Source organism: Rhodococcus sp. NPDC056960 (assembly GCF_042674125.1).
Classification (GTDB): domain Bacteria; phylum Actinomycetota; class Actinomycetes; order Mycobacteriales; family Mycobacteriaceae; genus Rhodococcus_F.
In genome coordinates this window covers 190823-212994 of sequence record NZ_JBHURF010000006.1, presented here as the reverse complement: position 1 = coordinate 212994, position 22172 = coordinate 190823, and the positions used below count along the sequence as shown (strand labels likewise).

Sequence of the window (22172 nt, the reverse complement as noted above, 5' to 3'; positions counted from 1 at the left end):
CACTCCGATGTTCGACGAACCCGTGCCGCCGACCAGACGATAGCTCGATCCCGTCGCATCGTCCGCCGGAGCCGCGCCGGCTGTGGGAGCGGCAACAGCTGTGGGCATGAAAACAGCGCCGACGGTCATGGCCGCAGCAAGTCCGGTCGCCATTGCAGTCGTACGTATTCGTACTCGCAGCAGCTCCCGGGTCGACGGTATTCGTCTGGTCGCCTGTGGGTTCCGAGTCGTCAATGCAACCTCCGTGGTTCCTCGTGTCGGTGAGTGGCACCTGATCGCGCGGGGACTGTCGCTTCGCCATGCTGAACGTAGACCGGCAAGCGGGGGCGGAAGTGTCCAACTATCTGGACACTCTGCTGTGCATCCATATCGGGGTTCGGTTGCGCCGTGCCGAATATGTTTCGGCACAGGAGAAGTGCGAAAATTCTCTTGACTCGAACTGGTGTTCGATCTAGTCTTGATGCATGGGGGCCGGGGAGAGAACTCAGGGGGCGTTGCCGGACGGTGATCCGGCGGACGTCGACACGCTGCGGTTGACCGAGGCGCAGTTGCTCGAGACGGTGCTGGCGGTGTCCGCGGAGATCACCCGCCTCGAGGCGATTCGGGTGAGACTGATGGACGCGGTGGATTCGCGCTGCCGGGTCGACGTGCTGGGCCATCCCAATGCGAAGGCGTGGCTGGCGGCGCACACGATGCTCGAACCGGGGGCGGCAGGACGGATCGTGAACCTGGCGCGAGGGCTGCGGGCACAACCTGAGGTCGCCGAAAAGTTGTACGGCTGCAAGATCTCCGCGGATCACGCGGGGCTGATTCTACGGTTCTGTGAACGACTGCCGAAAGGAATGCCGCTGAGCGCGCTGGGTCCGGTACTGGACGCGTTGCTGGCCGCAGCGGACGGATCACAGGCCCGCACGGACCTGATCCGGGAGGGCATCGCGAAGGTGGAGCGAATCTTCGAAAGCGACGAGCACCCCGCGAGCGAGGACCTCGACCGCAACGAACTGCACGCGTCGAAGACCCTGAACGGACGGGTGTCGGTCAAAGGTGATCTGGATGCGGTGACCGGCGAGATGCTGCTGACCGCATTGTCGAAGCTGGCCGCACCCCGGCCGGCCGCAGACGGGGCTAGAGACGAGCGCACCCCGGGACGGCGGCGTGCCGACGCGCTCACCGAACTGCTGCGCCGCTATCTCGCAGCAGGATTGAACGGCACCGAAGCCGGCGAACGCCCCCACATCAGCGTACAAGTGCGGGCGCGAGACCTCGCCGATACCCGCGGCACCGACCGCCGCGGTGGCATGGGACGAACGGGCGGCATGGGCGGCGCCCGTGGCTCGGACGGCACCGGCGGGATGGGCGGTACGGACTGCACCGGTGGCACCGGCGCGCACGCTTCAGGCGCAAGACCAACCGGTCCATCCGGACCCGCCGACCCAACCTTTGGCGACCGGCCCACCTCTGGGGAGGACTGGGCGGCGGTGCTGGCGGAAACGGGGGTGGCCTGGGCGGCCTGGATGGGACCGCTGACGATCACCGCGGCCCGGCATCTGGCGTGTGATGCGCAGGTGAGCACGGTGATTCTGGACGATCACGGCGCACCCCTGGATGTCGGGTTGACCAGCAGGACGGCCACCAGAAAGCAGCGTCGGGCATTGGCCGTGCGCGACGGTGGGTGCGCTTTCCCCGGGTGCGGAGCGCCGGCGTCGTGGTGCGAGGCGCACCACGCGGTCCACTGGGTCGACGGTGGCCTCACCGACATGGACAACCTCGTCCTGCTGTGCGGTTTCCACCACCGGCTCATCCACCACGACGGGTGGGAGGTGCAAATGGGCGCAGACCGGCACCCGTGGTTCATTCCACCACCCAGTGTCGACCCCTTCCGGCAACCGCTGCCCTCCCACAACCGGTGGGTCGGCCCGGCCACGGCCTGACCGGCACAGCGCCGCAACACAACTCCATCACCCACAGACGCCCCGCATCCGAGCTCCCCCACTCGGATGCGGGGCACCCGCCGTGTCAAACCACCGCCGTGACAAGACACGGCAGCGTGAGAACACTGCCGCGTCAGAACTCGATCACGGCTTTACCGCGCACCTGCTGGTCGAACTCCTTGTACGCGGTTTCCGCGTCCTCGATTTTCCAGCGGTCGGTGAACAGCGCGTCGACGTCGATGCCGTGCTTGGCGACGAAGCGGGCGCACTCGCCCATCCCGACGTTGGAGAACGTGTAGGAGCCGATGATCGAGATCTGCTTGATCACGATGTCGGGTGACACGTCGAGTTCGATGTTTCCGCCGAGGCCGACCAGCGCGATGCGGCCCCACGGGCCGAGGCACCGGGTGCCGGCGACGCGTGCGGAAGGGGCGCCGGAACTTTCGATCGACACGGTCGCACCGCGACCACCGGTGATCTCCCGGATCGCTTCCACCGCATCGGTGCTGCTGGAGTCCACGACGTGGTGCGCACCGAGTTCCGCGGCCCGCGCGAGGCGGTCCGCGGCGATGTCGACGGCGATCACCTCGGCGCCGAGAGCGGAGGCGAACTGGATGGCGGATTGGCCGATGGGGCCGAGTCCGAACACGGCGACCGTGTCTCGCCCGGTGACGTCCGCCCGCCGGAGTGCGCCGAAGGCAGTGCCTGTGCCGCAAGCGATTGCGGCGCCCGCGGAGAAGCTGATCTCTTCGGGCATGGGCACCAGGGTCTCCGCCGGGACCACCATGTAGGTGGCGTGACCGCCGTGCGCGGTGGCGCCGTAGATCGTGGCGCCGTGGGTGCACATCTGGGTCCAGCCGGTGCGGCAGAGGTCGCAGAATCCGCAGCCCTTGTAGTGGAACACCATGACGCGGTCACCGACGGTGAACGCGCGCGGGTCCACGTTCGGTCCGATCTCGGCGACGACGCCGCACGGTTCGTGACCGGCGATGATCGCCGGATTCTCGCCGAGGCCCCGTGAGGCGAAGTCCTTGAAACCGAGTGCTTTGAGCGCCGCCTCCGGTGGGTCACGGTAGAACTTCAGGTCGCTGCCACACAGGCCTGACGCCTTGATTTCGACGACCACCTCGCCCGGTCCCGGTGTGGGATCGGGGAAGTCGAGGATTTCGAGTTCGCGATTACCGCGAAAAACTACACCGCGCATCAGGAGGTCTCCATCCGGTACGTGGGGGGTACGACGCTCATCGGGTGCCCGCCATCATGGTGGCGATGATCAGGACCGGTTTGCTGGTCCGGTTGCTCCAGATGTGCTTGATGCCGCGATTGACGACCGTGTCGCCCGGCTTCAGCAGGGTTTCACCGGTCTCGGTGACGGCCCACAGTTCACCGGTGAGGACGGTGACGACGTCGATCGTGTCGGTCAGATGCCACACTCCGCCTTCGGTACTGGCGTCGCCGTCGTGCGAGTCGGCGCCGTGGAACGCGTCCAGCGACTCCTTGTAGCCCTTGGCGTCGAACTCCGAGTCCGGCGGGAAGCTGGCGAGGCGGACCACGAGGCCGTTCTTCGGCGGGTCGATGACGGGGTCGGCGCCCAGGGTCGACGGGGCAAGCACGTCGACGGGCAGACTGTCGAACTGCCAGACGTCCATGACGGTGAAGCCCGGCTGGGCGGTGCGGGTGGTGGTGTTGCCGTCCGAGATGAAGGCCGACTTACCGTCGGCGTCGAGGCCGGTCAGCACGACACGGGCCTGGGCGTTGAGGTGTTCTCCGCTCATCGTTCACTCCTTGTGGTGGGGCTGGTGTGGGTGTCGTTCGAGGGTCAGACGTGCAGCAGGGCTGCGAAGTCGGACGCGGGCTGGTCGAGATCGCCGCCCTGGATGGCGTGCAGCAGGGCTTCGCTGGACTCGGTGCCCATCGCGGTCGCCGTCAGGTCGCGGAACTTCGCGTCCAGGTCTTCCTGCGACATCGGGTTCTCGGCGGTGCCAGTGGGGTTGTCGACGAACAGGCTCTCGCTGGTGCCGTCCGTGTAGTTGACGGTGATGTCGCCGACCCATCGGCCGGGGTAGGCGGTGTCCAGTTCGGGCTTGACCTCGATCTTCACCTTCTGGGCGAGGGCGGCGACGTCGCTGCCGGCGCCGAGGTCGAGCCGGCCGGCCATGTACTCGTGGTGGGTGCGGAAGCCGTTGCCCTTGCCGAGCAGCGACAGCGAGAACTGGAACGGCAGGCTGTACTGCAGGTGCTCGATGATCTTCGGGGCGTAGGCGTTCGCATTCTTGTTGCCGATCACCACGTCGCCGCCGGTCTGGATGCCCAGCAGCACCGAGTCGACGTCCGCGGCGCGGGCACCGAGTTGGCGGGCACCGTCGATGTAGGCGTGGTTGATGCCGCAGCAGCAGTAGGGCTTGACCCACACGCGGGTGATCTCGAACGTCTTGTCGAGGCCGAACGTGGCCGCGGCGTCGTCGGCGACGGCGCGCCCGACGAATGTGCGGTAGAAGCCCTTCCCGCCGGTGAGGAACGTCGTCGGACCGGTGATGCCCGCGGCGGCCATCTCGGCGGCGCGGATCCCGTTGCGGGTGCCGATGCCGGAGTGGATGCGTTTGATCGAGCCACCGGACGACGTGTACTCGGTGGTGCCCGACGCGTGGCTGAGGGCGATGGCGAGCGCATGCACGGTCGTCTCGACGTCGAAGCCGCGCATCTTCGCGACGACGGCGGCCGAACCGAAGTTCGACAGCAACCCGTGCGGGTGGAAGCCGCGCTCGAGCAGTTGGGGCGCGGCCAGGTTGCCGATGCGGGTGTAGACCTCGTAGCCGGCGACGATGCCGGTGATCACCTCGCGCATCGTGGCGCCGAGTTCCTCACCGACGGCGAGCGCGGCCGACACGACGCAGCTGCCCGGGTGCGACGAGCTGGCCCGATGGGCGTCGTCGTATTCGAAGCCGTGGCCGAATGAGGCGTTGACGAATGCCGCGTCCGCGGCGCTCATCTCGTCGCCCGTTGCGGCGACGTGCGCCTTGCCCGGAACGTGCGCCGCGCGCGTCAGCTCGAGTAGTGCCCTGCTCCAGGGCAGCGAGGCGCTTCCGACCTGAAGGGCGAGCTGATCCTGCATCAGGCGGCGCGCACCGGCGAGCGCGTCGGCGGGGATGGAGTCGAAGGTCAGATCCGTGACGAGCCGGGCGGCAGCTTCTTCGACGGGGGGAATGTTGCCCATTTGTGTTGCCTTTCGGTAGATCTGGGTCAGGAGAGCGAACCGAGCAGGCCGCCCGGGATTCCGTAGGACTTGAGCTCGACGTAGGCGTCGAAGCCCTCGAGGCCCGCCTCGCGGCCGATGCCGCTGTTCTTGAAACCGCCCATCGGGGCGCTGAAGCCCGCCGGGCAACCGTTGACTTCGATTGTGCCGGTGCGGATGTGGCGTGCCACTGCCAGCGCGTGCTCGGGGTCGGCGGCGAACACCGATCCGTTGAGGCCGTACTCCGAGTTGTTGGCGATGTCGATCGCCTCGGCCTCGGTGTCGAACGTGTGCACCGTGAGAACGGGGCCGAAGATCTCTTCCTGCGCGATCTTCGCGGCAGGGTCGACGTCCGTGAAGATCGTGGGCTCGACGTACCAGCCGCGGTCGAGACCGTCGGGGCGTCCGCCGCCCACCAGCAGAGAGGCCCCGGATCCCTTCGCGTCGTCGATGTAGCCCTCGACCCGGGACCGCTGATTGGCGCTGACCATCGGGCCGATCTCCGTGGCGGGGTCGAACGGGTCACCGACGGGCATCGACTGGATCAGGTCCCCCAGCCGGTCGTGGAGTTCGTCGCGCCGCGAGCGCGCCACCACGATCCGGGTCTTGTTGCTGCACACCTGGCCGCTGTTGCGGAGCGAGACCGCGCGGATGGCGGCGACCGCGGCGTCGAGGTCCGCATCGTCGAGTAGGACCGCGGCGGACTTGCCGCCGAGTTCCAGGGTCACGCGGCGCAGGTCATGGCCGCAGAGTGAGGCGATCCGCCGGCCCGCGGCCGTCGATCCGGTGAAGGAGACCTTGTCGATGCCGCGGTGCCGCACGAGGTATTCGCTGGCCTCGCGCTGCGCGGGGACGATGTTCACGACGCCGGCGGGGAGGCCGATCTCGTCGAGCATGTCGGCGAGCAGGTACGCGTCGAGCGGGGTCTCGGGGGAGGGCTTGATGACCATGGTGCAACCCGCCAGCAGTGCCGGGGCGAGCTTGATCATGGTGATGAGCAGCGGGGCGTTCCACGGCACGATGCCGGCGACGACCCCGACCGGCTCCCGGGTCACCAGCGCGCTGCCGGTGGCGGACGACCGCGTGTCGGCCCACGGGTAGGCGGGGGCGAGGTCCAGGAAGGAGTCCAGGAGCAGGCGCGGTCCGATGGACTGCATCTTCGTGGACAGGGTGATCGGGCATCCCATCTCGGCGCTGACGAGCCTGGCGGCGTCGGCCTCGCGCGCGGCGAGTTCCGCGCTGAGCTTCCGGAGGACCGCGATCCGCTCTTCGAGTGCCATCCGCGGCCAGGGCCCCTTGTCGAACGCCTCGCGTGCCGCGTTCACCGCCGCGTCGATGTCTTCTTCGACGCCTTCCGGGACGCGCGCGACGAGCTCTTCGGTGGCCGGCGAGATCACGTCGAAGGTGCGCTCCGATGCCGGCTGCACCCACCGTCCGCCGATGAACAGCTTGTCGTACTGTCCCTGCCAAATTTCTGTCTGCACACTCACGGTGCTGCTCCTTCTTTGGTCGATAAGGGGTGGAAATGGTCCGGATCGCAGGCGGGACCGAAGTGTCCGGCTTGGTGGGCGGAGCCTTCTGCTCGATATGTGAGCTGCACCATGCAAAGTATATAATGTTGCATAGCTCCATGGAAGTGCCTTGCCGTGATCCACCCGACTGGGAGTCGCCTCGATGGGGTACCCCGATTCGGCGGGGCTTGACCCCACTGTAAACGATATATAATATTTTGCTGACGAAGGCGAGGCAACATGCAGCACAAGCCGCTCGACGGTATTCGGATCCTCGAGATCGGGGGATACATCGCGCTCCCGTTCGGGACGTCGATGCTGTGCGCCCTCGGCGCCGAAGTGGTCAAAGTCGAGCGCCCGGTGGTCGGAGAAGACTTCCGGCGCCACCAGAACGACGCCAGCCCCTACTTCCGGCAGTACAACACCGGCAAGCGCAGTCTGTCGGTCGACCTGAAGTCGGAGGAGGGCGTCGCGCTGGTCAAGGCGCTGGTGCCGCACTTCGATGTGGTGCTCGAGAACCTGCGCCCGGGCAAGGTGGCGGCCATGGGGCTCGGCCCCGAGGACTGCCGCGCGCTGCGCCCCGACATCGTGTACGGGTCCGTCACCGGATTCGGCGCCGGCGGTCCGCTGGCCAACCGTCCCGCCTACGACACGATCGGCCACGCCTTCGGCGGCCTGTACTCGCTGTTCAGCGACGGCGACCACCCGCAGCTGGCCGGTGGCCTGAGCGCGGACCTCGTCACCGGACTGAGCACCGCAACCGGCGTCCTTGCCGCCCTCGTCGGGCGGCTGAAGACCGGGCAGCCGCAGCGGATGGAAACGTCGATCATGGAGGCCGTCAGCGCACTGACCATCGACGGCATCACGCAGTCTTTCGAACTCGGCAGGAACCCGGCCCGCACGAGCCGGCATCCGCAGGCGCAGAACTTCTGCGTCCCCACGTCGACCGGCGAGTACCTGGCCGTCCACCTGTCGTCCTCGCAGAAGTTCTGGCAGTCGCTGTGCCGAGCGATGGACCGCATGGACCTGGCCGAGGATCCCCGGTTCGCCGAATACCGCCCGCGGGAGTCGAACTACTTCGAGCTGGTGCCGATCGTCGAGGCGGAGTTCGCCACGAAGTCGAAGGACCACTGGGAGAAGGTCCTCACCGAGGCCGACGTGCCGTTCGCGCCAGTGCTGTCGATGACCGGCTACCTCGAGCACGAGCAGGTCGAGCACCTGGACCTGGTCGAGTGGCAACCAGACGGCCTGGCCCTGATCCGGCCGCCGTGGACGTTCGACGGCGAGCGCCCGGACCGCGGTGACCGTGCGCCCAAGGTCGGCGCCGATACCCGTTCGGTGGCGGGCGAGGTGCTTTCCGCCGAGAAGGTCGACGAGCTGCTGGCGTCCGGCGTCCTCTACGCCGACGAATCCTGACCCGCTACTTCGCACACCCACTACTTCGCACACCCACTACTTCCCGTACTCACTACTGAGGAGAGTTCATGAATCCGTACCGTTCCATGCTGTTCGTGCCCGGTCACAAGCCTTCCTGGGCCGACAAGGGGCTGGCCTCCGGTGCCGACGCCCTGATCCTCGACCTGGAGGACTCGGTTCCCGTCGCCGACAAGGACGAGGCGCGTGGCGTCACCGCCGCCACCATCGACCGTCTGCACGCCGAGGGTGTTCGCGCCGACGTGTGGGTGCGGCCCAATGCGTTCGTGACCGGGATCCAGGGCGGTGACCTCGAGGCGGTGATCCGGCCGGGGCTGACCGGTCTGTTCCTGCCCAAGGTCTTCGACGCCGAGGAACTTGTGCGGATCGACGCCGTGGTGTCGCACATCGAGGCCCGGGAGGGGCTCGAGGCGGGCAGCGTGGGACTCATCGTGAGCTACGAGACCGCGGTCTCGATGGCGCATTGCGAGGAGATTGCCGCCGCCACCCCGCGCATCTCCAGCCTGCTGGGCGCCACCGGCCCGAGCGCGGACGTGGGACGCGAACTCGGCTTCGAATTCACCCCGGCGGGCCTGGAGACCCTGTACCTGCGGAGTCGACTCGTCCTGGCCGCCCGCGCGGCAGGCCTGCACCACCCCGTCGCCGGCGTGTGGCAAGACATCAAGGACCTCGACGGTGCCCGTCAGTTCTGCCTGGACAACAAGCAGCTCGGCTACCGCGGCATGGTGTGCATCCACCCGTCGCACATCGCCATCGCCAACGACGTGTTCACGCCGTCCCCCGAGCAGGTCGACTTCTACCGCCGCATGATCGAGGCGTTCAAGGTAGCCGAGGCCGCAGGCAGCGCGGCCGTCGACTTCGAGGGCCAGCACATCGACATCGCCCACGTGAAGACCGCCGAGGGCATCATCGCGCAGGCCGAAGCTGTCATGGCCCACGCCTGACCCGTCCCGCACCGATCGCGGCGAAGCCTCGCAACGGAATGATGCGAGGCTTCGCCGTCGTCATGGGTGCTCCGAGAATTCCCCACCTACTCGAGCGTCTGTCCGGCGTCGACCTCGAGTTCGAGGCCGGGCACGTAGCGCGCCTCGTTCGACGCGAGGGACGCGACCGCGTTCGCGATGTCCTCGGGCTCCACCCACGGCACGTCCATGACCGGGGATGGTGGCGAACCGGTCGGCCACGCTGTCGGGGGTGCGCTCCGCCTCGGGGATGTCGGGCGCGAACAACGCGTACCTTGGGGGCGTTCCTCGCGATGCAGTCGATCGGCGGCGTCGTCGGGCCGTTGGCCACCGGCTGGCGTTCCAGTTGATCGGCGCCGTCAGCGCGGGTCGAGCCGAGACCGCCCGAGCCGAGACCGCCCGAGCCCCCGGAAATCCGGGGGGCCCGGGCGGATCTGATTGACCGGTGTGTCAGTTCTCTTGTGTCAGTTCTCGACTGCGCGAGCCGCGAGGTTCTCCCGGAAGAACGGGGTCGCCTCCGCCACGGCGTGGTCGACGTACTTCGGCACGTCGTAGAAGTCCATGTGGGCGCCGCCCTCGACGACCACCAGCTTCTTGGGGCTGCGGACCCGACTGTGCAGTTCGGTGGACATCCACAGCGAACCGGCTTCACTGCCCGCGACGATCAGCAGCGGTGCCGTGAACAGGTCCTCGACCAGGTGGAACGCGTCGAATGTGAAGATCCGCGAGATGCTCTTGGTGAAAAGCTGCTTGTTTTTCGCATTCGGGTGCTGGGCACGCGGGGTGAGGTAGTAGTCGTGCGCCTCGACCAGGTCGCGCGGAGTGCTGTCGTCCGGCTGTTCCGGAACGTACGGGATGTACGCCGGGTCGGCGCCCTGGGCCTCGGCAGTCCGCTGCTGCGCGACTGCCTGCAATGTGGGCACCGCGGCTGCGTCGGAATCGGTTCCGTACCAACCACGTCGGAACGAGGTGCCGATGTTCAAGGCACTGACGGTGGTGACAGCCTTGATCCGGTAGTCGGTCAGGGCCGCGTTCACGGCGTATCCGCCGCCGGCGCAGACACCGAGGACACCGATCCGCTCGGCGTCCACGTAGTCCAGGCTCTGCAGGAAGTCGACGGCCGCACGAACGTCCTCGACTCGCGCTGCCGGGTCCTCGAGGTGGTGGGGTTCGCCGCCGCTCTCACCCTGGAAGGAGGCGTCGTAGGCCAGTGCCACGAAGCCTTCCTCGGCCAGCTTCGCGGCGTACAGACCTGCGGTCTGCTCTTTCACACCGCCGCCCGGGTGCACGGTGACGACCGCCGCGTAGCTGCTCTGCGGATCGAAGTTGTCGGGCAGAAACAGGTTGCCGGCCATGGCGATCGGGCCGTTGGGGAAAGTGATGCTGTCCATTGCTGTGTCTCTTTCTGATGGCGGGTGTAAATGCTTGGTCAGAGGTTGGTGTCGTAGAACGGGATCAGGGCGTCGAGGGCGATCTTGACGGGCTCGGGCTGGTCGTACAGGTCGTAGTGCGAGAAGCCTTGGGCCACGACGAGTTGCTTCTTTTCCGAGCGGGCGCGGCGGTAGATCTCGAGGCCGTCGCGGTAGGAGCCGAACGCGCCGGGCTTGTCGCCGACGACGACGCACAGCGGCTGAGTGAGAAGCACTTCGGCGTGGGTGAAGGCGTCCCATCCGTATCCCGCTGCCCGTCGTGAGATCAGGCTTCGGGTGGCGCCGTTGGGCTTCTCGCCGCGGGACGTCTTGTAGTACTCGGTGGCCTCGACGACGTCGAGGCCCATCCCGGCCGCCGCGTCCACGGTGGGCGGCAGCAGGTTCTCGACGTTCGGTTCGGCGCCGCGGGCCTCGGCGGTGCGCTGTGCGGCGATCGCGTCCAACGTGGCGATCGGGTCGTAGGCACTGAAGGCTTCGTGCAGCAGGTGACCGAAGTTGACGCCGACGACGCTGCCGACGGCCTTGATCCGCCGTTCCGTCTTGGCGGCGCTGATGGAGTATCCCCCGCCGCCGCAGATGCCGAGCACGCCGATCCGGTCGGCGTCGACGTACGGGAGTGTGACGAGGTGGTCGACGACGTAGCTGAAGTCCTCGACCCGTTGCGCCGGGTCTTCGATAAAGCGGGGTTCGCCGCCGCTGGCGCCCTGGTAGCTGGCGTCGAATGCGATGACGACGTACCCGGCGTCGGCGAGGGCGGTGCCGTACACGTTGCCGGACGTCTGTTCCTTGCAGCTGCCGATCGGGTGTGCACTGATGATGGCCGGGTATTTGTTCGTGTCGTCGAATCCGCGCGGGAAGTAGATGTCCGCCGCGATGTCCCAGTACGGGGTCTTGACGCTGACGGTCTCGATCCTCTCCGTGGCCATGAACTGATTTCCCTTCGTCGTCCGCCGGAGCCCGACGGTCTGAATCTCACTGCGTCCCGAATGTCACTGCGTCGTGGACGATGTCCTCGACCCGCACTCATCACTCTGCTGCGATCCGCGGGGCCGTACCAGAGGCCGGTTATCGGGGGTACCGGCAGCCTCTCCCTCGGGCCGCCGGAGGTCCCTAGGCTGCAGGTATGGAGATCGCCAAGGAGATCAAGGACTTCCTGACGACCCGTCGCGCACGCATCACGCCCGACCAGGTGGGCCTGCCCGCCGGCGGCCGACGTCGGGTCGCCGGGCTACGTCGCGAGGAGGTCGCACTGCTCGCCGGAGTGAGCGCGGAGTACTACGTACAGATCGAACGCGGCGGCGTGTCGGGCGTGTCCGATGAGGTGCTGGACGCCATCGCGACCGCGCTGCGACTCGACGACGAGGAAACCAAGCATCTGTTCATCCTCGCCCGTGCCGCGGTCACGAGGCCCCGCAGGCGTAAGCCCGCCCGGGCGCGCGTCGAGATGCCGGAGCCGGTCCAGGCGCTCGTCGATGCGATGATCACCGCCCCCGCCGTGGTGCAAAACGGTCACCTCGACATCGTCGGTGCCAATGCGCTCGGTCGCGCGCTGTACGCCGACGTGTACGACCGCGTGGACGGCGCGCCCAACCTGGCCCGGTTCATCTTCCTCGACCGCCGCGCCGACGAGACGTTCCCCGACTGGAACAACGCGGCCGACGACGCCGTCGCGATGTTGCGGATGGAGGCGGCGCGGTCGCCGTACTCGGCGGCGGTCACCGGCCTCGTCGGCGAGCTCGCCACCCGCAGCGACGACTTCCGCACTCGCTGGGCAGCCCACGACATCAAGGCGCACCGGCGCGGAACCAAGCGGTTCCATCATCCGGTCGTCGGAGACCTGACGCTGCGTTTCGAGGCGCTCGAGGTGGCCAGCGCGGCCGGCCTCACCCTGTACGGTTTCACCGCGGCGACGGGTTCCTCCTCGGAGGAGGCCCTCCGCCTGCTGTCCAGCTGGATCGCCACCGACAGCGCCGCACATCAGCATTCCTGAAGCGGGCAATTCTTGAAGCGGGCCACGGCGAGTTCAGGATTCGCTCGGCGACGCGTCCCTGGTGAGGGTCACGGTCACCGCGAGGAGGATGAGGACCAGTGCGAGGACGACGGCGTAGGACGGTAGCCAGTACGCCGCGACGGAGGCCGACGCGAGCACGACGGCGCCGACGGCGCGCGGCACCCAGCCGGTGTGGGTGGTGAGCCGGAAGTAGACCGCGTGCGAGAGCAGGTAGATCGCCGGACCCGCGAGCATCAGTACGCCGCCCACCCCCGCCCGGTCGTCTCCGGCGTGGGCGAGCACCAACTCGCTGCCCGCGGCGAACATGACGAGTCCGGTGACGACGCCGTAGATCACATTGATCCCGATGTGCACGGATCGGATCGGGTTCTCGGTGGCGGCGATATGACTTTCCACGATCTGTTCGGCGCGCCCGAAGTAGACCGCCCACAGACAGACGAGCGCGACGAAGCACCCCGCCGCCAGCGCCAGCGTCAGTGCGTCGGAATGATGGGCGGCAATTACGCGTCCGAGGGTCAGGACCGTCTCGCCCAGCAGGATGATGAGGAACAGACGCATCCGCTCGAGCATGTGCTCGGCGTCGAACGGAAGTTGCTGTGTCTGCGTGCCCCCACCCGGCAGCGGGTGCGCGCTCCAGGTGCCGACGAGGTCGACGAGCGCGGCCACTGCCCACAGCCAAAGACGCCATTCCGGGTCGACTGCGGCGCCGGCCACCCAGAACGGCGCCGAGACCGCGAACCAGATCAGCACGTGCAGGAAGTGCCTGCGGAGGCTGGGTGTCGGGGCGGTGGCCGCCGCATAGACGGCGGGGCCGATCAACGCCAGCAGCATGGGAACGACGAAGAGCCACGGGCTTTCGTCGAAGGCGTGCCCGATGCCCGCGTTCATGAACAGGCCGAGGCCCATCACCGTGATCGTCACGGCGCGGGTGGCCGTGCGTTCGATGTCGAGGAGGGTGACCTCGAACGTGGTGAACGCCCAGACCCCGCACACCGCAACGAGTGCCACGAGGGTTTCGGCGGCGCCGTGCCAGGTCAGGTGGTCGACGAGATGGTGCGTGAGCTGACCGATCGCCAGCACGAACACGAGGTCGAAGAACAGCTCGAGCGGCGAGACTTCACGGTGGGTGCCGCGTGCCTGCGTGACCATCATGGATTCCTCCTCGGCGCCCAGAATCCTATCCGGCGGCGTCGAGGCGGACGGTCGTTTCGGCGGCGGTGCCGGCGATCATAGGTTCCAGCGCGGCGGGCTGGCTGTGGTACTTGGCCTTGTACGCCGCCTCGACCGCGGCGTTCGTCGCGGGGTCGTTGGCCAGGTGCAGGGTCACGTCGGTCTCGACGCCGTCGGCACTGATCCGCGCGGTGTTGTTCCGCATCGCGTTGCGGTACCAGCCGCCGTCGGGGCCGAATGCGGACCGGACGTAGAGGTCGTCGGCGACGCGCACGACCCAGATCGGTATCCAGCGCCGCAGGGAGCCGTCGCTTCGGTAGCTGCTGATGTGCAGTTCCTCGGTGTGGCCGATTGTGTCGAGTTGGTCGCTGTGCCATGCCATGTCGTCATCTCCTGATGTCGGTATACGGAGGTCGGCGGCGATCTCCCTGGTCAGAGGGTAGAGCGGTTCCGGTGCGGGAAGGAGAGGCTGCTGGCCCCCCTGTAGGCAGGGTCTCCCTCGCGCGCGTGAGGGAGACCAGTGTGGGTATCGACGCCGGTGATCGCACCTTGACATCCGCCGAATGGTGGATAATGTATTATATTGTTACTCGCGACACATGGAGGCATGCCCATGCAGCACAAGCCGCTCGACGGGATCCGTATCCTGGAGATCGGGGGTTACATCGCTCTTCCGTTCGCCACGTCGATCCTGTGCGCGCTCGGCGCAGAGGTGGTGAAGGTGGAGAAGCCGGTGGTCGGGGAGGACTTCCGCCGCCACCAGAACGACGGCAGCCCCTACTTCCGCCAGTACAACACCGGAAAGCGGAGCCTGTCGATCGACCTGAAGCGTCCTGAAGGCGTCGCGCTGGTCAAGGCCCTCGTGCCGCACTTCGACGTGGTCCTCGAGAACCTGCGGCCCGGCAAGTTGGCGGCACTGGGCCTCGGACCCGACGACTGCCGCGCGCTGCGGTCCGACCTCGTCTACGGGTCGGTGACCGGATTCGGCTCCGGAGGCCCGCTGGCGAGCCGCCCCGCCTACGACACGATCGGGCATGCGTTCGGAGGTCTCTACTCCCTGTTCGGCGACGACGCCCGGCCACAACTGGCCGGCGGGCTGAGCGCGGACCTGATCACCGGACTGAGCACGGCCACGGGCGTCCTCGCGGCGCTGGTCGGACGGCTGCGCACCGGTTCGCCGCAACACGTGGAGACGTCGATCATGGAGGCCGTCAGCGTTCTGGCGACCGACGGGATCACGCAGTCCTTCGAACTGGGATACGACCCGAGCAGGCAGAGCAGGCATCCGCAGGCGCAGAACTTCTGCGTCAAGACCGCCACCGGGGAGTACCTGGCGGTCCACCTGTCGTCCTCGCAGAAATTCTGGCGGTCGCTGTGCACGGCGATGAACAGGGTGGATCTCACCGAGGACCCTCGCTTCGCCGAGTACCGCCCGCGGGAGTCGAACTACCACGAACTGGCCAAGATCGTCGAAGCCGAGTTCGAGCAGCAGTCGCTGCAGCACTGGGAGGACGCCCTGTCCGCTGCGGACGTGCCGTTCGCCCCGGTGCTGTCGATGACCGGATTCGTCGAGCACGAGCAGGTGGAATGGCTCGAACTGGTCGAACGGCAGCAGGACGGGCTGGCGCTGATCCGGCCGCCGTGGCGGTTCGCGGGTGAACGCCCCGATCGGACGGGCACCGCGCCGCGGGTCGGCGCCGACAGCCGTGACGTCGCCTCGGAGGTGTACTCCGCCGAGCAGATCGACGACCTGGTGCAGGCGAACGTTCTGTTCGTCGAACCCTCAGCCTGATCGTGCCCGGGGCACACACACATTCAGTAGGCGCATAATTCCGTATTCGAACGACGATGGGTGAGCAATCGATGTCTGCCGATGTATCGACCGAAGGGATCGTGGTGGATCCCGTCGACGACGAGTCCGCCGTGCTGGAGAACCTGCTGGCGACACGGTGGAGTTGCCGCGCGTTCGAGCCGCGCGAGGTTCCGCGACCGCTCATCGAGCGCATGTTCACGCTGGCGCAGCGGTCCGCGTCGTGGTGCAACACGCAGCCCTGGCAGGTCGTCGTGACCAGCGGTGCGGGAACCGAGCGATTCCGCGACGGTCTCGTGCAGTACGCGCAGCAGCACGGTGCCGCGTTCGAATTCGATCCGCCCGCGGAGTACCGCGGCGTCTACCGCGACCGCCGCCGGGCGAGCGGGTGGCAGTTGTATCAGGCGGTAGGGGTCGAACGCGGTGACCGCGCCGCATCCGCACGTCAGTCGTTCGAGAACTTCCGCCTGTTCGGCGCTCCGCACGTCGCGATCATCACGACCGACGCCGAGCAGGGCGTGTACGGCGCGGTGGATTCCGGGCTCTACCTCGGCACCCTCCTGCTCGCTGCACGGAGCCTCGGTATCGCCACGATCCCGCAGGCCGCCCTGGCAAGTCAGTCTCCGTTCATCCGTGAGCATTTCGGCATCGCGGACGACCGCAAAATTCTGGTGGGGATCTCATTCGGCTACGCCGACCTCGACCATCCGGCAAACAGCTACCGGACGGCACGCGCGACGCTCGACGAGGTCGTCACCTGGCAGGACCGGTAGCCGCCGAGTCCCGCCTATTCGGTTGCTTTGGACGGTGTATCGGCTGGGGCGCTATCGGTTTCGGCCACGATCGCGAGCAGTCGCAGAGCCTGCTCGGACGGTGACTGCGGTTCTGCGGTGTACCCGACGAGGGACAGTCCGCCCGCGCCGGTGATGTCGAAGACGTTGTAGGTCAGCGACAGGTCACCGACGTCCGGATGCCGGAACTGTTTGACGCCGTGCCGATGAGCCTTCACGTCGTGGGTTGCCCATCGGGTGCGGAATTCCTCGCTCCGCGTAGCGAGTTCGCCGACGAGCCCGGTGACGACGGTGGAGTGGGGTGAGTGTGCGGCCTCCACCCGCAGCAGCGCCACGGCGTCATCGGCCGACGTGTTCCATTCGGGGAACACCTCGTCGGCGTGCGGGTCGAAGAAGATGAATCGGACGAGGTTCGGCACTCCCGTCGCCCGCGCGAAGACCGGCGCGTACAGCGTGCGGCCGAGTGGGTTGGCGGCGACGATGTCGAGGTGCCCATTCAGCACGACCGCCGGCGAGTCGACCATGCCGTCGATCAGCGCCTGCACGCCGTCGGGGATCTTCCGGTCGGCCCGCCTCGGCGACCGCGCGGCGCCCGTCGTGGTGCCGGCGGCCCGCACCAGGTCGAACAGGTGCGCCGTTTCCTCCTCGGTGAGTCGCAGGGCCCGGGCGACGGCGTGCAGAACGTCGTCGGAGACTCCGGCGACGTTCCCGCGTTCGATCTGGGTGTAGTACTCGATGCTGACCCCGGCCAACTGCGCAACCTCTTCGCGTCGCAGGCCCGGCACCCGACGCCGGCGGCCGGGCGGCAGGCCCACCTGCTCGGGGGTGATTTTCGCTCGCCGGGTCATCAAGAACTCTTTGACGTCCTTGGCGATGTCCATGGATCCACAGTAGGAACAAGACCCGGGCGCCGGGAAGGGTCAGTTTCCCGGCATCAGCGGCAGGAGCAGGGAGGCGACGACGTCGTCCACCTTGTCGAGGTACAGCACGTCGTGAATCATCGTGTCGACCAACTGCTCTGGCAGCGGAAGCACCGAGTACGGCACGCACTTGCGGAACTTGTCGACGAAGTCCTGCTCACTGAACGGGTTGTTCGGGTGCCCCTTGACGAAGACGTGTTCGGTGGTGATCGTGCGGCCGTCGCGCAGCGAGGTCGTGAGCCGTGCGCCCCAGTCCGACACGGACGGGTCCTCGGTAGCGGAGATCCTCGACATCAGCTCTCGGACGTCCTCACGGTGCCGTGCCTCGTCCGTGTAGGACTGCACGAAGACACTCTTGTCGACCGCGGCGGTCGCGACGGCGTAGGGGAGGCTGAACTGGCATTCGGGGACCGTGCGCGGGTGCCACTTCACGTCGGTCGGTTCGCACACGGCGCGCCAACCGGAGGTGGAGACGTCGACGTGGACGGCGGCGATGTCGTCGGGGCCGAAGCCGTGCGTGCGCATCTGATCCAGGATGCCGTCGATGGAGGAGTGCGAGAAATAGCAGGCGCTGTACCCCTTGGTGGTGATGTTCGTCGTCTCCCAGCGCTCGCCCAGATCCCGGGTGAGTAGCTCGGGGTCCGTCTCCCAGCGGGCCGTGCGCAGGTATCCGTTGGGGCCGGTCAGCACCTCCCGGCGGGGCCCGGTGATGCCCTTCTCCGCGAGGAGGCAAGCGGTGATCGCCGATTGACAGACGAGGCCGTGGTGCACCCGGACCATCAAGGTGGCCGGTGCGTAGATCGCCATCGTGTGCGGCTGGGTCATCGTGCGGGCGATGCCCTGGGCATTCTCGAGCAGCTCCTGGGAGAAGCCGAGGAGTTTACCGACGGCGGCGACAGCCCCGAAGATGTAGTGGCCGCCGCAATCGTGGGACTTCACGGCGGTGCTGATGACCTTGTAGGCAGAGCCCACGCGGATCAGCGTCTCCTGCCCGACGACCAACGCCGTCAGGAATTCCTTCCCCGTGACGTCCGGCCGCAGCCCGGTGGCCGCCAGCAGGCTGGCAACGATGTATTCGCTGATGTGCCCTGCTTCTTCGTGAAGATCGCCGCAGTCCATCGCGCGCGGCATCGGGCCGATTGCCAGTGCCGCCTCGGCTGCGGGAACGTGGCCACCGTAGAACGGCAGGACCGACTGCGGTGCGCCGCCCTTGTCCTTGACCAGATCAACGATCGCCGGAATCCTGTCCATCCCCGAGCCGCCGATCATCACGGCCATGCAGTCCAGCAAGGTGTGCTTGGCATGCCGTACGACCTCGGCCGGGAGATCGTCGTAGTCGGTCTGCACCGCCATCCGGCACAGGGTGCTCATCGGATCTTCCGAGCCCTTGACCGTGAACTTCGTCATGTCGTCCCTCTTCCGCGTCGAGATGTGGCTGTCGGCAACGCAAGTCGGCGTCCCGGTTCATGTCAGAAGGTCGCGCATGCCCCGGCTCGAGGATAGAGGGATTCTCGCCTACCGAGAAGGCGAGTCCGGTCAGGGCACCTCGGTCGCGTGCCGGATCTGCTGCTTCAGCAGCGCCAACCGTGGCCCGTCGGCGCTGCGCGTCGCGCGGGAGATGCCGAGGGCGGTGGCGTGCAGTGCGGGCAGCAAGGTCGACGGCGCGTCGGCGCCGAACGCGGTGGTGACCGACAGCGCGCCGATCGCGGTGCCGTCGTCGGCGAGGATCGGCACGGCGACCGCCGTCGAGTCGGGGGCGATCCAGCGGCGGGCGACGACGTAACCGGTGCGCCGGGTCTCGTTCACGATCCGCTGCAGGTCGGCCCGGTCGACGACGGTGTGCTCGGTGAATCGGGTGATCTTGCCGGTCGCCAGGATGTGCTCCCGCACCTCCGGCGGGGAGAACGCGACCAGCACGATGCCCGGGGACGACGCCAGCGCGGGAAGCCGCACACCCGGCTGGGTCACGTTGGTGACACCCGGTTGCCGCGTCGACAGGGTTTCCAGGTTGAGGACGTCGTTGCGGTCGAGTACCGACAGCAAGGTGGGGGTCTGCACCGCCGCCCGCAGGTCCTCCATATACGGCAGGGCGACCTCTCGGAGCGTGAGGGCGCTCGACGACCGGGCCACCACCTCCCACAGGCGGGTGCCGATGCGCAGCCTGCGGTCGGGGTCGCGTTCGAGGAAACCCACGTCGACGAGTTCGGCCACGATCCGATGCGCCGATGGCATCGGGATCGCCGTCTTGCGCGCGATCTCCGACGCCGTCAGGGGGCCGCCCGCCCCCTTGAACGACTCGAGCACCTCGACGACTCGCTCGATCATCGATTCACCGCGCGCGGGCATCGGTCCTCCTCGGTGTCGAGCGTGTCGTGGAGCCCTCGCCCTAGCTAGTCGAGGTTGATGTAGACAGCCTTCGGGTACAGATAGCCCTCCACGTGCTCCCGGGCGCCCTTCCAGCCGTAACCGCTCATCTTGGTGCCTCCGAAACCGATGGCCGGGTCGAGGACGCCGTAGCAATTGACCCAGATCGTCCCGGCCTTGATGTTCTGCGACACCTTGTGTGCCGTCGACAGGCTGCGCGTCCACACGCCGCCCGCCAGCCCGAACGGGGTGTCGTTCGCCAGTTGCAGTGCGTCGTCGACGTCGTCGAACGGAATCACCGACGCGACCGGCCCGAAGATCTCCTCTCGGGCGATGGTCATGTCGTTCGACGCGCCGGCGAACACGGTCGGCTCGACGAAGAAGCCCGACGCCAGTTCGCCGCCGAGACGTTTGCCGCCACTGGCCAGCCGCGCACCCTCGCCACCGCCGACGTCGATGTAGTGCATGACCCGATCGAGCTGCCGCTCCGAAATCAGTGGGCCCAGCTGAGTATTCGGGTCGAGCCCGTCGCCCACGCGGATCGACTTCGTGAACTCCGTGATGCGCTCGACGAACTCGTCGTGGATCGAACGCTGCACGAAGATCCGGGTGCCGGCGACGCAGACCTGCCCGCTGTTGGTGAACACACCCATGGCGGCGCCGGGCACGGCCTTGTCGAGATCGGCGTCGGCGAAGACGATGTCAGGCGACTTGCCGCCCAACTCCAACTGCAGACGCTTGAGGTTGCCGGCCGACGCGCGGACGATGGTCTGCGCGGTGCCGATCGATCCGGTGAAGGCGATCCTGTCGACGTCCGGGTGTTCCGCCAGAGCCTGGCCCGCATCGGCGCCGTATCCCGTCACGACGTTGATCACGCCGTCGGGCACACCGGCTTCCATCATCAGCTCGGCCACGCGCAGCACCGACAGCGACGCGTCCTCGGCAGGTTTGAGGACGGCGGTGCACCCGGTGGCGAGCGCCGGGCCGAAGATCCACCACAGGCCGATCAGCGGGCCGTTCCACGGAATGATTCCGCCGACCACGCCGACGGGGGCAAGGGACTTGAGGGTGAGGAAATCCCCGGGAAGCGAGTTCGGGGGTGTCGACACGGTCGCGGCATCGCACTGGGATGCGAAGAACTGCAGAACCTGTGAGGTCCACTCCGCGAGTCCCGCCGTCCGCTTCAGCGGCGCTCCCATGTCCAGCGTCTCGATCATCGCCAATTCGTCGAAGTGGTCGAGGATGACGTCGTGGATCTTCAATATCAGCTTGCGGCGCTGATGCGGCGTCCAGCGACTCCATTCGCCCTCGAAGGCCTGGCGAGCCGCCGCGACGGCACGGTCGACGTCCGTGGCGTCGCCCCCGGCGATGCGGCAGAGCACCTGCCCCGTCGCCGGGTTGACGGTGTCGATCTGCCTGCCGGAGGCGGCGTCGAGCCACTTGCCGCCGATCAGGTTCTTCTTCGACCCCTGGATGAAAGCGGGTAGCGTACGCGATGTTTCGTTCTGGGTGAGCATATTGATCTCCTCCCGTCCGGCTGCGGGCCGAGGCGGTCGTTGTCGTCTATTCGGTGACCGGGGCGGTAATCAGAATTCGAAGACGCCCTTGCCGTCCGATTGCTTGTCGAACCACTGGTACGCCTCGACAGCCTGGTCCAGCGACCAACTGTGGGTGTAGAGGTCGTCGATGGGGAGTCCGTGCTCGACGACGAACTCGGCGCAGCGCCGCTGCTGGATCGTCGACATCGTCCAGGACGTCATGATCGTCCACTGCTTCTTGTACTGTTCCTCCGTCCGGAACTGGACCTCACCGGGAAGCCCGATGAAGCACGCCCGTCCCCACTTGCCGAGGATGCTCAGCGCGTCGGCACCGGCCACCCCGGAGGTCTCCAGGATCAACTCCACTCCCCGGCGGCCGGCGAGAGCGGCGATGGTCGTGGACAGGTCCACCTCGGCCGAGTTCACGACCTCGCTCGCGCCGAATGTGCGTGCGCGTTCCAGCCTCGAATCGTTGACGTCCACCGCGATGACCCGGGCCCCGAGTGCCGACGCAAGCATCGTTCCGGACAGTCCGACCGGCCCCTGCCCGAAGACGACCAGCGTTTTTCCGCCGATGTCGCCGAGCCGCATGAGGCCTCCCCACGCCGTTCCGGTGCCGCAGCCGATCGCGGCGCCCGCCTTGTAGCTGAGGCCGTCCGGAAGCGGCAGGAGAGTCCGTGCAGGCACGACGGCGTACGGTGCGTGACCGCCGTGGGTGGTGATGCTCATCGTGTGGGCGTTTCCGCGATCGCACATCTGCGGCCATCCGGAGCGGCACTGCTCGCACACGTCGCAACCCCAGTAGTGGTGGATCATGACGCGGTCGCCGACGGAAGCGGTGGCGGGCGACACCCCCTCTCCGACGGCGTGTACGTCGCCGCACGGCTCGTGACCCTGGATGGTGTCGGCGCTCCCCCCGAAAGACACCGAACCTCGGTAGAAGTGGAGATCGCTGCCGCACATTCCGGACGCCCGCATCCGGACGACCACTTCTCCCGGCCCCGGTTGAGGCGCGGGGAATTCCTTGAGTACGACCCGGCCATCCCCCGGAAACGTGATTCCCTGCAT

20 protein-coding genes are annotated in these 22172 nt (G+C 67.5%); 6 read left to right on the top strand and 14 right to left on the bottom strand.

The window, feature by feature from the left end:
• Positions 1-464 precede the first annotated feature (464 nt).
• A complete protein-coding gene (locus ACFTWF_RS11660; RefSeq protein WP_378461357.1) occupies positions 465-1931 on the top strand; it encodes a DUF222 domain-containing protein in 1467 nt (488 codons plus the stop codon).
• A 133-nt stretch (positions 1932-2064) separates the two neighbouring features.
• On the opposite strand, the gene ACFTWF_RS11655 is transcribed toward ACFTWF_RS11660, so the two are convergent.
• The 4 genes from ACFTWF_RS11655 to ACFTWF_RS11640 are packed head-to-tail and all read right to left on the bottom strand — an operon-like array spanning position 2065 to position 6653.
• Complete coding sequence (locus ACFTWF_RS11655) at positions 2065-3135, bottom strand: zinc-binding dehydrogenase (RefSeq protein WP_378461356.1); 1071 nt, start codon at positions 3133-3135, stop codon at positions 2065-2067.
• Between the two features lie 37 nt (positions 3136-3172).
• Complete coding sequence (locus ACFTWF_RS11650) at positions 3173-3706, bottom strand: cupin domain-containing protein (protein ID WP_378461355.1); 534 nt, start codon at positions 3704-3706, stop codon at positions 3173-3175.
• A 44-nt stretch (positions 3707-3750) separates the two neighbouring features.
• The gene (locus tag ACFTWF_RS11645; RefSeq protein ID WP_378461354.1) at positions 3751-5145 is read right to left on the bottom strand and encodes an MmgE/PrpD family protein; all 1395 of its coding nucleotides are present in this window, start codon (positions 5143-5145) and stop codon (positions 3751-3753) included.
• 26 nt (positions 5146-5171) lie between these two features.
• The gene (locus tag ACFTWF_RS11640) at positions 5172-6653 is read right to left on the bottom strand and encodes an aldehyde dehydrogenase (RefSeq protein WP_378461353.1); all 1482 of its coding nucleotides are present in this window, start codon (positions 6651-6653) and stop codon (positions 5172-5174) included.
• A gap of 261 nt (positions 6654-6914) precedes the next feature.
• Between ACFTWF_RS11640 and ACFTWF_RS11635 the strand changes: the two genes are divergently transcribed.
• Together ACFTWF_RS11635 and ACFTWF_RS11630 are read left to right on the top strand one after the other, a co-directional pair.
• The gene (locus ACFTWF_RS11635) at positions 6915-8090 is read left to right on the top strand and encodes a CaiB/BaiF CoA transferase family protein (protein WP_378461352.1); all 1176 of its coding nucleotides are present in this window, start codon (positions 6915-6917) and stop codon (positions 8088-8090) included.
• Between the two features lie 68 nt (positions 8091-8158).
• Positions 8159-9052 (top strand): HpcH/HpaI aldolase/citrate lyase family protein, encoded by an 894-nt coding sequence (locus tag ACFTWF_RS11630; protein ID WP_378461351.1) that lies wholly within the window; start codon positions 8159-8161, stop codon positions 9050-9052.
• Between the two features lie 86 nt (positions 9053-9138).
• Here ACFTWF_RS11630 and ACFTWF_RS11625 read toward each other — a convergent pair whose 3' ends face one another.
• The 3 genes from ACFTWF_RS11625 to ACFTWF_RS11615 form a co-directional block, all read right to left on the bottom strand.
• Positions 9139-9261 (bottom strand): SDR family oxidoreductase, encoded by a 123-nt coding sequence (locus tag ACFTWF_RS11625; RefSeq protein WP_378461350.1) that lies wholly within the window; start codon positions 9259-9261, stop codon positions 9139-9141.
• Positions 9262-9534: 273 nt separating this feature from the next.
• A complete protein-coding gene (locus tag ACFTWF_RS11620; protein ID WP_378461349.1) occupies positions 9535-10461 on the bottom strand; it encodes an alpha/beta hydrolase in 927 nt (308 codons plus the stop codon).
• Between the two features lie 38 nt (positions 10462-10499).
• Complete coding sequence (locus tag ACFTWF_RS11615) at positions 10500-11426, bottom strand: alpha/beta hydrolase (protein WP_378461348.1); 927 nt, start codon at positions 11424-11426, stop codon at positions 10500-10502.
• A 197-nt stretch (positions 11427-11623) separates the two neighbouring features.
• On the opposite strand from ACFTWF_RS11615, the gene ACFTWF_RS11610 reads away from it, so the two are divergent.
• The gene (locus ACFTWF_RS11610) at positions 11624-12490 is read left to right on the top strand and encodes a helix-turn-helix domain-containing protein (RefSeq protein WP_378461347.1); all 867 of its coding nucleotides are present in this window, start codon (positions 11624-11626) and stop codon (positions 12488-12490) included.
• A 33-nt stretch (positions 12491-12523) separates the two neighbouring features.
• On the opposite strand, the gene ACFTWF_RS11605 is transcribed toward ACFTWF_RS11610, so the two are convergent.
• Together ACFTWF_RS11605 and ACFTWF_RS11600 are read right to left on the bottom strand one after the other, a co-directional pair.
• Complete coding sequence (locus ACFTWF_RS11605) at positions 12524-13663, bottom strand: low temperature requirement protein A (RefSeq protein WP_378461346.1); 1140 nt, start codon at positions 13661-13663, stop codon at positions 12524-12526.
• A gap of 25 nt (positions 13664-13688) precedes the next feature.
• Complete coding sequence (locus ACFTWF_RS11600; RefSeq protein ID WP_378461345.1) at positions 13689-14063, bottom strand: DUF2255 family protein; 375 nt, start codon at positions 14061-14063, stop codon at positions 13689-13691.
• A 231-nt stretch (positions 14064-14294) separates the two neighbouring features.
• Between ACFTWF_RS11600 and ACFTWF_RS11595 the strand changes: the two genes are divergently transcribed.
• Together ACFTWF_RS11595 and ACFTWF_RS11590 are read left to right on the top strand one after the other, a co-directional pair.
• Positions 14295-15473, top strand: a complete 1179-nt coding sequence (locus tag ACFTWF_RS11595) for a CaiB/BaiF CoA transferase family protein (protein WP_378461344.1) — start codon at positions 14295-14297, stop codon at positions 15471-15473.
• Positions 15474-15544: 71 nt separating this feature from the next.
• Positions 15545-16264, top strand: coding sequence for a nitroreductase (locus ACFTWF_RS11590; RefSeq protein WP_378461343.1), 720 nt, complete (start codon positions 15545-15547; stop codon positions 16262-16264).
• A gap of 14 nt (positions 16265-16278) precedes the next feature.
• Here ACFTWF_RS11590 and ACFTWF_RS11585 read toward each other — a convergent pair whose 3' ends face one another.
• From ACFTWF_RS11585 to ACFTWF_RS11565, 5 genes are all read right to left on the bottom strand, one after another.
• Positions 16279-17163 carry a helix-turn-helix transcriptional regulator gene (locus ACFTWF_RS11585; RefSeq protein WP_378461342.1) on the bottom strand — a complete coding sequence of 295 codons (885 nt, stop codon included), beginning with the start codon at positions 17161-17163 and terminating at the stop codon, positions 16279-16281.
• Positions 17164-17202: 39 nt separating this feature from the next.
• Positions 17203-18609, bottom strand: a complete 1407-nt coding sequence (locus ACFTWF_RS11580; RefSeq protein ID WP_378461341.1) for an MmgE/PrpD family protein — start codon at positions 18607-18609, stop codon at positions 17203-17205.
• A gap of 129 nt (positions 18610-18738) precedes the next feature.
• Entirely contained in the window at positions 18739-19548 is an 810-nt protein-coding gene (locus ACFTWF_RS11575) for an IclR family transcriptional regulator (protein ID WP_378461340.1), read from the bottom strand.
• A 44-nt stretch (positions 19549-19592) separates the two neighbouring features.
• A complete protein-coding gene (locus ACFTWF_RS11570) occupies positions 19593-21083 on the bottom strand; it encodes an aldehyde dehydrogenase family protein (protein WP_378461339.1) in 1491 nt (496 codons plus the stop codon).
• A gap of 69 nt (positions 21084-21152) precedes the next feature.
• Positions 21153-22172 carry a zinc-binding dehydrogenase gene (locus ACFTWF_RS11565; RefSeq protein WP_378461338.1) on the bottom strand — a complete coding sequence of 340 codons (1020 nt, stop codon included), beginning with the start codon at positions 22170-22172 and terminating at the stop codon, positions 21153-21155.